This window comes from Sphingobacterium sp. ML3W, assembly GCF_029542085.1.
Lineage (GTDB): Bacteria > Bacteroidota > Bacteroidia > Sphingobacteriales > Sphingobacteriaceae > Sphingobacterium.
Genome location: NZ_CP107036.1, coordinates 6,178,606 through 6,190,980, shown reverse-complemented (window position 1 = coordinate 6,190,980; position 12,375 = coordinate 6,178,606). Strand labels below are relative to the sequence as shown.

General features: G+C 36.5%; 15 protein-coding genes. 8 read left to right on the top strand and 7 right to left on the bottom strand.

The annotated features are described in order from the left end of the window. Positions 1-73: 73 nt before the first annotated feature. From OGI71_RS25560 to OGI71_RS25550, 3 genes are read right to left on the bottom strand one after another with little or no spacing between them, the layout of a single operon-like run. The gene (locus tag OGI71_RS25560) at positions 74-574 is read right to left on the bottom strand and encodes a hypothetical protein (protein ID WP_282252963.1); all 501 of its coding nucleotides are present in this window, start codon (positions 572-574) and stop codon (positions 74-76) included. Beyond that, positions 531-908 (bottom strand): hypothetical protein, encoded by a 378-nt coding sequence (locus OGI71_RS25555; RefSeq protein ID WP_282252962.1) that lies wholly within the window; start codon positions 906-908, stop codon positions 531-533. The genes OGI71_RS25560 and OGI71_RS25555 overlap by 44 nt, the downstream gene beginning before the upstream one ends. Beyond that, on the bottom strand, positions 895-1,389 hold the full coding sequence (locus tag OGI71_RS25550) for an N-acetylmuramoyl-L-alanine amidase (protein ID WP_282252961.1): 495 nt from the start codon (positions 1,387-1,389) through the stop codon (positions 895-897). Before OGI71_RS25550 ends, OGI71_RS25555 begins: the two co-directional genes overlap by 14 nt. 302 nt (positions 1,390-1,691) lie before the next feature. Between OGI71_RS25550 and OGI71_RS25545 the strand changes: the two genes are divergently transcribed. The 8 genes from OGI71_RS25545 to nudK all read left to right on the top strand — a co-directional run bounded on the left by OGI71_RS25545 (position 1,692) and on the right by nudK (position 10,326). After that, positions 1,692-2,267, top strand: coding sequence for an RNA 2'-phosphotransferase (locus tag OGI71_RS25545; protein WP_282252960.1), 576 nt, complete (start codon positions 1,692-1,694; stop codon positions 2,265-2,267). A 47-nt stretch (positions 2,268-2,314) separates the two neighbouring features. Beyond that, positions 2,315-3,037 carry a phytanoyl-CoA dioxygenase family protein gene (locus tag OGI71_RS25540; protein WP_282252959.1) on the top strand — a complete coding sequence of 241 codons (723 nt, stop codon included), beginning with the start codon at positions 2,315-2,317 and terminating at the stop codon, positions 3,035-3,037. Between the two features lie 506 nt (positions 3,038-3,543). Further along, positions 3,544-5,733, top strand: coding sequence for an ATP-binding protein (locus tag OGI71_RS25535; protein ID WP_282252958.1), 2,190 nt, complete (start codon positions 3,544-3,546; stop codon positions 5,731-5,733). Between the two features lie 237 nt (positions 5,734-5,970). Continuing rightward, complete coding sequence (locus OGI71_RS25530) at positions 5,971-6,861, top strand: SIR2 family protein (protein WP_282252957.1); 891 nt, start codon at positions 5,971-5,973, stop codon at positions 6,859-6,861. A gap of 11 nt (positions 6,862-6,872) precedes the next feature. After that, a complete protein-coding gene (locus tag OGI71_RS25525) occupies positions 6,873-7,736 on the top strand; it encodes a DUF2071 domain-containing protein (RefSeq protein WP_282252956.1) in 864 nt (287 codons plus the stop codon). Further along, positions 7,724-8,005 (top strand): hypothetical protein, encoded by a 282-nt coding sequence (locus OGI71_RS25520; protein WP_282252955.1) that lies wholly within the window; start codon positions 7,724-7,726, stop codon positions 8,003-8,005. The genes OGI71_RS25525 and OGI71_RS25520 overlap by 13 nt, the downstream gene beginning before the upstream one ends. Before the next feature lie 459 nt (positions 8,006-8,464). Further along, positions 8,465-9,691 carry a hypothetical protein gene (locus OGI71_RS25515; RefSeq protein WP_282252954.1) on the top strand — a complete coding sequence of 409 codons (1,227 nt, stop codon included), beginning with the start codon at positions 8,465-8,467 and terminating at the stop codon, positions 9,689-9,691. A gap of 53 nt (positions 9,692-9,744) precedes the next feature. Beyond that, positions 9,745-10,326 carry a GDP-mannose pyrophosphatase NudK gene (gene nudK / locus OGI71_RS25510; RefSeq protein WP_282252953.1) on the top strand — a complete coding sequence of 194 codons (582 nt, stop codon included), beginning with the start codon at positions 9,745-9,747 and terminating at the stop codon, positions 10,324-10,326. A 23-nt stretch (positions 10,327-10,349) separates the two neighbouring features. On the opposite strand, the gene OGI71_RS25505 is transcribed toward nudK, so the two are convergent. From OGI71_RS25505 to OGI71_RS25490, 4 genes are all read right to left on the bottom strand, one after another. After that, complete coding sequence (locus OGI71_RS25505; RefSeq protein WP_282252952.1) at positions 10,350-10,778, bottom strand: hypothetical protein; 429 nt, start codon at positions 10,776-10,778, stop codon at positions 10,350-10,352. A 99-nt stretch (positions 10,779-10,877) separates the two neighbouring features. Then, entirely contained in the window at positions 10,878-11,309 is a 432-nt protein-coding gene (locus OGI71_RS25500; RefSeq protein ID WP_282252951.1) for a MarR family transcriptional regulator, read from the bottom strand. A gap of 47 nt (positions 11,310-11,356) precedes the next feature. After that, positions 11,357-11,992 (bottom strand): nitroreductase family protein, encoded by a 636-nt coding sequence (locus OGI71_RS25495; RefSeq protein ID WP_282252950.1) that lies wholly within the window; start codon positions 11,990-11,992, stop codon positions 11,357-11,359. 12 nt (positions 11,993-12,004) lie between these two features. Then, positions 12,005-12,373: a DUF1304 domain-containing protein gene (locus tag OGI71_RS25490; protein ID WP_282252949.1), complete on the bottom strand. Its 369-nt coding sequence runs from the start codon at positions 12,371-12,373 to the stop codon at positions 12,005-12,007. Positions 12,374-12,375 lie beyond the last annotated feature (2 nt).

Genomic DNA, 12,375 nt, shown 5'->3' with positions numbered 1-12,375 from the left:
GAATTTATACCGATCATAAAACAAACGAGTACGAAGTTTTCCATGATCGGTATAATAATCTTTTATCCAATTATTACGCTCTCCTACGCAACCACCAGACCATAAGGCATATCACTACAAGTAAACCTATCAAAAAATAGAATATATTTGTTCCAGCCGGCTGCACCGTCCGTTTTGAAGTTCTTTCATCTATCCGCAGTTTATCTTCTTTGTACTGAACACGGTGAAAAAGCTGCTGACGCTGCTTGGAAAGATATTTCTCAACACCATTACTACTATCAGAATAATACGTTCGGCGTTTATATAACCGTCCCTTACCTATTCGCACAACTCCATTCGGGCTAATCTCAATCTCCTCACCTTCGATCTGCATCAGAGCCTCGCTCCGTGTCAAGAGTCGATTATATGATTGCTCAATCTCCAAGTGCCTTCTACTAGAATCCACGCTTGACAGTACGGCCATTTTTTCATTCACCTCCACTGTCCGCGACTCCTTTGTTTTAGTAATCTTTTTAAATAAACCGCAGCTACTAACGAGAAGTAGCATTACGGTCAATCGAAGTATATTTTTCATTTTTCACTCTTTTTAGTTCAATCTGCAATTCATTATAAAGCTTCATCAGATCATCATATTTGATCTGCAACTCAGCCAACGTCTTCGAGCAGGCTATACGATCCTCATTGGCGAGTTTTAGTCCTTCATTAAGATCTTCGATAATGGCTCTTAAATGTTCTATATCTTTTTCCAGCCGGTTTGCATAACCTTCCCACTTATCAATCACTTTCCCAGCATTCTCCACATTTGTAGCTTCCACTTCCGCCTGCTGCTTGGGACGACCAACAAAGTAACCTCCGATAGCAGTAACGATAGGAATAATCAGCTTTTCCAAAATTTCAAGTAGTTCCATAGTAATTATTTTTTATTAGTGGCTTAAACTTCATCCAAGGGAATTGTGCTCCCGGGTCCTCCTTTCTTCCAGGGGCAATATCACTGTGCCCCAAAATTTCCTGAATAGGATAATGGGCAATAATTGCCTGACAGACTTCAATGGCCGCATTGATCTGCTTTTCGGTATAAGATTCTGTCCCCCTATTTTGCAACTCAATCCCAATACTGTATCTGTTCAGATCTTTCAATCCATCCCAGGAACTCAGGCCTGCGTGCCAACATTTGACATTGAATGGCGCCAGTTGTGTTACAACACCGTCTCGACTGATGTGCACGTGAGCCGAAACTTTGCTTTTTGGATCTGACATCCAATAAATCGCACTAGTAGCATTAGATGCTCCATCATAATGCATGATGATATAAATAGGTTTGATATTACCGCTTTTATTAGGTGTATCTTTATAGGACACACCTATCAATTGATGTTCTTTAATGTTCATGTCTTCTTCTATTATTGATAATTTACTTTGATGTTAAGCTCCTCCTTTTTTTATCTGGATTCCAATTTTACTCCGATAAAGGCCGCCAGGATTTACTTCATTCATTATTTCTATACAAATTTAAGTGGGAATCAAACTTAAAAATTAGAATATCAAGGGTATGTAAGCGGTATGGAACAACTACCGAATATCAGCTCAAAATGAAGAATTTTTATTGCCGGTCGGTTCATAACAAAAAGAAGATGCTCAAAAAATAAAAAAAGTAAATTTACTTCGACTTGATTAGCTATTGAAAATGATTTATGAATAAAAAAGAAGTCGCAACTAGCAAATTTTTAAGCCTAATACTTCGGCATGTACCGGAGAGTATTGGTATCGAACTTGATGAGAATGGTTGGGCGGATACAGACTTGTTGATCCAAAAGATTAATGATCATAACCACGAATTGACTTTGGATATGCTTAAACATATTGTTGACACGAATCCGAAAAAGAGATTCGCTTTTGACGACAATTTTAAGAGAATCAGAGCAAATCAGGGGCATTCTATTACTATTGAACTCGGATTGTCTCCTGAGGTTCCACCTGAGGTCCTATACCATGGCACAGCGATACAACATGCAAATTCAATCATTGAGCAGGGAATAAAAAAACAGAATAGACTGCATGTACATCTAAGTAAGGACGTCGAAACTGCTAAATCTGTCGGACAACGACATGGAAAGCCTATTTTATTCGAAATAAATGCCTTAGCTATGTTTCAAGATAGATTTGATTTTTTCTTGTCCGAAAATGGTGTTTGGCTCACTGACCACGTGCCTGCACAATACTTACGTTTTGTCAATTTCAAAGGAAAATCTGCCAGACAGGGATCATAATGTATGAAGTTTTAGAATAACAACATCTACAATATCAAATAATAGCGATGCTTACATCCGAACAAATAACAATTAAAAAAAGCGAGATAAAAGAAGATGGTTTCACTGCCATCGAGAATGTCTTTAGCAGAAATGAAGTTCAGCAATTGATAACCTTGATTGAAAACGAAGATCATTCGAGAGATACATTCAGGCGTTCCTCTGATCTTTTTGCGATCCGCCAGGTAATTAAAGAAATACCAGCTTTATATGCTATAATTTTCAATGATAACCTTAAAGATATTATTTCTGAATTACTGGGAGCAGATCATTTTATTGTAAAAAGCATCTATTTCGACAAACCTGAAACATCAAATTGGTACGTATCATACCACCAAGACTTAACGATATCTGTACTCGAAAAAATTGATTCTGACGGTTTTTTGAACTGGACGGTCAAACATAATCAATATGCAGTACAGCCACCGCTTGAAATTTTGAAAAATATAGTTACGATAAGAATTCATCTTGATGACACGGATGCGGAGAATGGTGCGCTAAATACTATTCCAGGATCACATAACAGAGGAATATACCGTCCCGAAACCATCGATTGGACCATGGAACAGGAAAAAAACTGTCCTGTCCATGAAGGCGGAATTATGATCATGAAACCGCTATTACTCCATAGTTCCAAACGCACAAGCAACAACAAACGTAGAAGAGTTATCCATATTGAATTTTCAAGTATCGAACTACCCAATAACTTATGCTGGGCTGAAAGATTCTAATATAAAAGAGACTCCTGTTGGCTGCAAAAAAACTTTTCCGTTATTCCATTGTTATTTGATCGTTATAGCATAGGATGAGTTATATCGTGAAGGCTAGGAAATCGGTTCACCTAGCCTTTTTTATTGTTAGCGCCAATACAACCATCAGCACTAAAAAAACATGGCTGTGATGGCAGCATCAAAGAATGCACGACCAGTTCTATCACTCACGTAAATGTAGGTTTTAACTTTAAAGCTAGTTTATAATAAGGCTTCAAGGAATGGTGTAGCATCATTTCCTGCTATTCGGGCAGGTTAAATCCAGAACTAAACCGCTGGGCTTCAACAACTGTAGCAACAAAAAACAGACAGCTAAATAACCAATATTTTATTATAATGTTATCTCTATTTGTGTAAATAAATTCAAAAAAATAATTTTCCAAATACAGTCAATACATGTCCAACAGCAATAGCTATGCCTTAATTATTTATTTTGTACTTTAGAAGAATATATCAAAAGGCGTTTTATGGACAGTAATCATTTTTCTAATTGTGACCAAGAACCAATACATCTTTGCGGTCAAATACAGCATTTTGGTTGTCTCATCCTATTTGATGCCACTCAAAATTGTATAGGCTGGAGTGAAAACTGGACAGAAATAGGTTTACCCAGACAAAGTGTATTCTTGGGACAAAGCTTGACCAAGTTTATCGATTGTTTAGATATTCAACATGCAATCGATCTTGATCAGATATTACACGATCATACTGATAGTTTCAAACACCGCTACGTAGCTGATATCTATCTGGAACAAATCCCATATTACCTAAGTATTTATCCTTTTGACAATAAGATATATATTGAAATCGAACAACATCGTTCGCAATCGCATCAATTTAAAAACACATTCTTTTATGCCAAGCATATCAATGACAGTGAGGACATCTGGAAGGCTCTGGCTGAGAATATTTTTACGGTGACGGATTATGATCGTGTTATGATCTATAAATTTTCAGAGAGTGGAGATGGCCAAGTCATTGCTGAACATGTCGTTGGCGACCTGGAACCATTACTAGGCTATCGTTATCCTGAGTTTGATATTCCCCAACAAGCGCGCCAACTCTATACTAAAATATTTGCCAGGGTAACACCCGATGTAGATGCTGTCCCAGTACCGATTTGGGGTCTTGAACCTGAGAAATTAGATCTCTCTATGACAGCGATACGCGCAATGTCCCCCATACACCTGCAATATCTTCGAAATGCCCAAGTAAAAGCAAGTGGTAGTTTCTCCATCATCATCAACGGAAAACTATGGGGATTGGTTGCTTGTCAAAATAGACTGCCCAAATACATTGATCTAGCACAAAGACATCTTTCCATTTTCATTGTTCAATATGCTGTAAATAGTTTTTTGGCCAATAAACATATTGAAGAGAATAACTTCAAACTTAAAACAAAGAGTGTCGCATTTGAAATCAGACAAAATCTATTTACAAAGAAAGATCTTTACAAAGTAATTAGTGCACTGACCACTAGCTTAATGGACATCCTTCGAACAGATGGGATCGCATTTAAATATCTCGACAAATGGCATATTGTTGGCCATGCGCCAAAAAAAGATATGTTATTAAATCTAGATAATCATTTCAGTAGAACAATTTCTGATCAATTGTTTTGGCAATCCGATTTCAAAGGACATCAAGATGAAAACGAGACTGCATTTCCATTTCCTGGTATTGCTGGAATAGATTTGGAAAATAAATTAGACTTCAAAATCTATTTCTTCCGAAAGGAAGAAATAGTAGAGGAAACCTGGGCAGGGCAACCCGAAAAGCAGCTTATTTATGATCCAACAAAGACCATAAATTTCCCTTCTCCCCGCACATCCTTCAATGCCTGGAAGAAAATAGTCGAAGGGATAGCCCCGAAATGGAAAGAACGCGAAATTAATTTCCTAAAAAGCCTAAGTATTACAATTCAAGAAGCCTGCTTAAAGAAGATCATCGAAATCCAAGCACTCAACGAGAAACTGATTGAAATAAATAATGTTTTGGAAACGTTCAGTTACACGCTGAGTCATGACCTAAAAAATCCTTTGTCCGCACTACAGATGACAGCCCAGATGATCAGGGACAGACCTAATTTAAGTCAAGAATTTCTTGGAAAAGCAGGTAAAAACATGATGGACGCTATCCTGTTGATGAATAACATGCTAGATAAAACAGTCGATTTCGCCCGCAGCAAAAGCTATGAGTTCGAATACGAAACTGTCTATCCAGAGCGGCTCATTGAAAATATCATTGATGATTGCAGTGTAAGATTTAATGTTCAAAATCTGCAATTCGAAAAAGGAAGAATTCTTCCAATTGATGGTGAAAAGACCTTAGTCTATCAACTATTTCTAAATCTTTTGGGCAATGCGATCAAGTATAGCAGTAATAAAACGGCTCCCTTAATAGGTATAAACAGCCAAATAGAAGAAGATTATGTTTTGTATAAAATATGGGATAATGGCATCGGAATGTCAGCGGAAGAAACTGAACGGATTTTCGAAATATTCCATCGTTTACCTAATGCGATGCAATTTGATGGATCAGGAGTCGGATTATCAATTGTGAAAAGAATTGCAGACCGACTCAACGCAAAAATCTCTGTCGAAAGTAAGTTGAATCAGGGTACAATTTTCGAGATCAAATTTCCAATAAGAAACTGATTTTTATAGTATAAAAATAAAAAAACGCACTATTCCCGACAAGAATGTTGGTCAAAAGAAGGTTTAGAGCAGGTGAAGGTGCAAAGCAATCTGCATCCGTTTCATCCATTCTTTTTTATTAAATTAGAGCCAGCCGATAGATTCAGATTCGTACTCAACAGGTATAAATTACAATGTGTACCGAATCATTTGATTTACCGGTCATAGCGGAAACCTTCAATAAGTATTAATTGTAAAATGGATAAATTCAGCTTGTTAGTTGGCAATGATATTAATAATATTTCTCCCGGAATCAGTTGGAGCGATTTGCTGACTAACATTAAAACAAAATATCATGTAACGGCATTGGAAAATGGACAAAAACCTTTTCCGATGTTGTATGAAGAGATTTTTCTAAATGCAATTAAGATCCAGCATCTTAATGAGAAAGAACTTAAAACGTATATCTCGGAGAGTGTTTCTCAGATAAATCAAAATGAAATTCACCAGTTGATCCGAGCCCTCCCCACTAAAAACATAATCACAACAAATTATGAATTTAGTTTGGAAGGATCTACTTCAAAGAAGAATACAAGCCTGATACGAGAAACAACATACAGCATTTTTCGCCGACATCAAACTGCAGACAAAACATTTTGGCATATTCATGGTGATTGTGCCAATCCCAGTTCTATCAATCTGGGTTACGAACATTACTGTGGGCAACTTCAAAAAATGAGAGATTATGTTGTAAATGGCACCAATTACACCTCAGATACAGTATTTAAGGCGGCTTTGATAAAAAGATTGAAACTGAAAAAAGATCTGCAGCTGCAATCATGGATAGACCTGTTCTTTACCCAAGATATTCATATCTTGGGACTCTCGCTGGATTTTGTAGAAATAGATCTCTGGTGGTTATTGACCTATCGTGCCCGAAATAAGTTTTATAGAAAAAGTGACTTCATTCAAAATCAGTTGTTTTACTATACGACAAAAAAATGGCATCAAATCGCTGTTGATAAAATGCAATTACTCAAAGCCAACGATGTGGAAATTATCGTTATTGATGAATCTGACAAAACAAAATATTACAAAAAAATATTGAAAGAGATCAGTAAACGATACCAGCTTCTTTCTAATAAATAGCCTACTATTCGATGTCATTGACAAAAAAAGAGTTTCGCTCATCAAAAAGAAATATACTTTCTCCATGTATTGAAAGCTTTTTAAATAGTTCCTTTCTAAAAGGAATAAAAAATATATTTCCGTCCCCATTTTCAAATGTAAAACTAAAGAGTGAAATCACCAATGTCGTTTATCTGAACTGGATGATACCTATTGAAAAAATTCGACACATGATCCCAGAAGGGCTACAAGTGAATGTTATTCAGGGGAAAGTATTATTTTCTATTTTGACCTATCGTCATGGTCACTTCGGGCCAGCTCAACCAATAGGACTGAGGTCATTTTATAGTTCGCCCCTACAAAGCAATTGGAGGTTTTATATTGCAACAGATACTAACCTATTTAAAGAACCAACGGTCTTATTTGTTTCCAATAGTATGAGCAGTTTCCTATACTGTTTAGGCAGTCGCCTATTTAGCAATATGATGTATACGCATCATCCTCTATCTTTTAGCCATCAATATATTGATGATCATATCCATACAAAAATAGATCCTGGGGCCAGCAATGCATCAGATTTGGAGATCATTTGCCATTCAGTTGAAGAATGGAGAATTCCTAACGATTTTCTGCATATTTCAACTCTTCCCCATGAACTTCTTGAAAGAATTATTGTCCAGAACCGCGCGTTAACATCACAGGATCTAAATTCGTCACATATTGCCAACATTTCACTCGCTTTTGATATAAAGGGGATCAAACCTTTAAAAATTGACTTTTTCAAAAGTCATACATTAGATGAAATTGTAAAAGAGGAAGAATGTTTGGCCTTTCAAATCCCGTCATTGACATTTTTTATGAATAATGAAAAAAGAATAAATCAATGTTTTATATAGATTTTCTTATCGCTGTTTTGATAGCGAATGCCATACCGCACTTCATTTTTGGGATTGCCAAAATACGTTTTTTAGGGCTTTTTGGTTATTCACCAACAGGCAATATCTGCTATGCTCTTCTCCAGTTCATTATTGCAGTATCGCTCTTCTCTCATCAATATGGAATAACGAATATCTTTACAAATCCCGCTATACTGGGTGGTCTAGCTGTGCTTTTGCTCTACTTTGTATTTGGCAGACTGCTCATCAACAAGTTCCATAAAAAATAATCTGAACAGTTTTATCGCAATATTAAGCTTATTTTTTTCTCCTCAGATCCTATTTGATTAGCATAATCAAATATCTATTATAAAACCTTGCTGAAGACATTCTCACCCTATTTCTATTGAAACAAAAAGACTATTCCATACCAGAGTCTCCTTATCCGGCAAACTTAGCAGAACATCATAGGAAGGAACTCGGTCAAAACAACCAACTCGCATGACAAAAGCCTTCTCTATTATCAACAGTTTACAAAAGTCAATAAAAAGAAAATATTTAAAACCAAAGTTAAAATAACAAACTAAACATAAATCTAAAGACCAATAAATTTAATTATTCCCGCTAAAAAATATATTTTGCGAAATAAAAAAAATACATCAATTTTGTCTTGGCTAAATTAAAATTAACAGGGAAAGTAATACCAAAAAATTACCGTATCTACATTTTCATATTTTTATTGTTCGACAATGTTTTTCAAGAGATCCACCTATTTCTTATTAGGTTTATTGTTGCTTATTGGATGTAAAAAAGATATTCCACCTGGTATAACTCCAGTAGATCCCAAACCAATTGATAGAATCAAAATGCCTATTCCAGCAGGATTTACAGATGATTTAGCTTCAATAAAGATTAATAGTATAGCAAATGCGAACGAGCCTGGATCTTCACGACCTGAATTGATCCAGGACATATCTGGTAAAAATGCGAGTTACTGTCATCCTGATGTTGAGTATTTCCCAAAAGGTTTCAACGGATATAAATATTGGATGGTCTTTACGCCCTATTTTGGTATATTAGGTTCTGATCGAGCGGCATCATTATACGAAAATCCTAGTATTGTGGTATCAAATGATGGCAAAGAATGGATCACCCCAACTGGATTATCAAATCCCATACAACGTCGTCCTGCTATAGAAGATTCTTATATCCCACCGAGTGGCATTCCTAACCAAGGCTATTGGTCTGATGTCGACTGGAACTTCAATGGAAAAGAATTCGAATTATATTATAGAGGATGTTTTTTCTCCAATAAAATCTTAAGACAGTGGGGTGCAAAGAGCGATAATAATACGAGAAAATTAAATCAGGAAGCCGAGCGTGTTATTGTAAGACAAACTTCAACCGATGGAATTCATTGGACTCCACTTGAAATTGTATACACGAGCAATGAACCAGCTTCTATTCAGGACAATCATATCATATCGCCTTCTTTTATCAGAAATGAAAATGGGATGTTTAGCTACGAAGTAGATTTTAAGCCGACCTATCAATCTCCTATCATGACAAGCATTTTGCTGCGCGCGTCATCCAATGGTCTTGACTTTACAGCCTACCGAAATAGCAAACAAGTTAAATTCATCAATAAACCTTGGCTTGAATTAAATAAAAATTATTCGACCTGGCATCTGCAAGCGGCCTATATTGACGGTTACTATTTTCTATGTCTTGCTATAGGAAATGTGGATAGATACTCCTCAGACTTGAATTATCTCGCCTATTCAAAGGATGGAATACATTTTCGTGTATTTGAAACACCTTTAGCTTCATCGAATGTATATCGCTCAGCTGTGTTTGCCAAATCTTCTTCAGCAAATGACATCGAATTTGGTGCTGTTATAGGCTATAAATCAGGCGCATTTGGTTATAGGGAATTTAAGTTAAACAAGAAGGCCTTGGAAGATGGGTTAAAATAAAATAATATGGACTGTAATACTTACTTTTATAGCTTGACCTTAACACGCTAAAAATGGCAATCAAAGATATTGAAATTTTAAAAACAGAGATTCTATCTGATAATTGGTATACCTTAAAAAAAGTCACCTATCAATATACAAAGCCGGACGGAACTGTACAACAACAAAGTCGAGAAGCTTATGATCGTGGAAATGGTGCTGTAATACTACTTTATAACACAATATCCAGAACCGTTATATTAACAAGACAGTTTAGAATTCCAACTTATATAAATGGGAATGAATCTGGTATGTTGATAGAGGCTTGCGCAGGTTTGTTAGATCAAGATTCGCCACAAGATTGTATCCGTAGAGAAACAGAAGAAGAAACTGGCTATCAAATTAAAGAAGCAACAAAAATATTTGAAGCGTATATGTCGCCCGGTTCCGTAACCGAAATTCTACATTTCTTTATCGCAGAGTATACCAACAATATGAAAGTTAGTGATGGAGGAGGTTTGCAGGAAGAGGAGGAAAATATCGAAATCTTAGAAATTAAAATCGATAATGCTTTGGCTATGATCGAAAGCGGAGAAATCAAGGATGGCAAGACAATTATGCTCCTACAATATATTAAGTTGAAAAGTATCTTGTAAGTCGTTACTTTCAGTCGGGTATCTTAACGGGCGACCTCCCTGAAAATAAATTTAGTCTGTTGGAAATTGATTGTCGATGGTATATAGTGAGGAATACCCATATATTCTTGTTCGGTACCAGTTCCTAAAATATATTGAGACCCTTTCTTAAGTAAAACAAAGGGTCTCCTTTTTTTCTGTCCCCAGCCGAATGGCGTATAGTAATAATCACCGCTCAGCGTATCGTTTTTGATATTCCCCCGAACCTCTCCCGAGTCAATTTCACCACCGGGTCTATAAAAACGTAACTTTCCATGAAAACGGCTTTCAAAGAGATCAAGTTCTAGTTGAGCACTATCGCGATTACTATAAGCAACATACTTCAATAACTCTGCATCCCGCCTCTTTTCTTCACAGCTTGCAAACGAGAGCACCAACAAGACACAATAAACGGCAATTGCTATTAAACGCATTCTTCCTATGAAATTTAAATACTACTAGAATGAGCTAAAAATAACCTATTCTGCTTAAAAACAACGAAATTGTGATAAAATAAATCTATCATTAAACTATTAGCCATTTCCCGCGTTAGTGACGACTTTATCTGCCAAATCTTTAAGCTGTTGCATATCTGAATAATCCAGTTTTAAAGCTTCAAAAATCTGCATCGGAATGCAGGCTGCTTTTTCTTTCAATTGCAAGCCCAGATCTGTGAGACGAATCTTTACCACTCGTTCATCCGTCTTACTTCGCGTGCGGGTAAGTAGCGCCTTGCTTTCCAATCGTTTCAGTAGTGGTGTAAGGGTACCATTATCCAAAAATAACTTCTCTCCCAATTGGTTTACAGTTTGTTCGTTATTTTCCCATAAAGCCATCATTGTGATATATTGTGGATAAGTCAAATCTATTTCTGCTAGAATAGCGCGATAATGCTGCATAATCTCGCGATGCAGAACATATACGGAAAAACATAACTGTTTGTCCAGTTTCAATAAATCATCCATCTTACAAAGATATTGTTTTCTTAAAGTTCGAAAAGTATATAATGTTTCTATTTATATTCAACAACAAATTCTTCTTTCGGCATTCTGACTTTTTTCATTGTAGAGATCCAGTCACGGGAAGTATCTGCAACACCTACATACATTAATGATACACTTTTCAATCCAAGTTTTTCCAATTGCAATACTTCATCCACTAGTTTGTTATCGAATCCTTCCGCCGGGGTAGAATCAACCCTGAGTTCTGCCGCTTGTGCCAGAGCTAAACCTAAAGCAATATAAGTTTGTCGTGCTGTATGTGCAAAATTACGTTCCGCAGCTTCATTTAGATAGATGGATTTCAACTTATCTGTATACGACCCAAAGCGGCCACGAGGTAAATCTCGCTCATCTGTAGTGAAATCATATACTTTATCAATACGCTCTTCGGTGTAGTTATCCCAAGCCGCAAAAACCAGCACATGGGAGCATTCTCGCATGCATTCCGGATTTAAGGCTCCTTTTGCTAATTCATCTTTCAAAGCTTGATTTTCAACTACCAATACTTTAAAAGGTTGCAAACCCGAAGATGTTGGCGCAAAACGAGCTGCCTCCAATATCTTATCTATATTTTCTTGTGTAACCGTTTTTGTCGGATCATACGCTTTCACAGCGTGTCTCCATTGTAAGTCTGTTATTAAGGACATTTAATTGTTTGTTTATTTTGAAAAAAGAACGAATAATATTGCTAGTAATGCTGGAATTCCCTGTACAAAGAAGATCTTTTTACTTGCAGTGATACCTCCGAAAATGCCAGCTAGAAGAACACAGCCTAGAAAGAATAGGCGAACATTGTCACTCCAAATCTGATCATTGATAAGAAATGACCAAGCCAAACCGGCGACCAAAAAGCCATTATATAGACCTTGATTGGCAGCAAGCCCTTTTGTAGGTTTAAATAGCTCAGCAGGTAGCGCTTTACCGAAACTACGTCTTCCAGCAGTTTCCCAAGCAAACATTTCCATCCACACAATATAAACATGTTCAATAAGTACAAGCATCGTGAGCACTGTGGCAATATGATTCATCT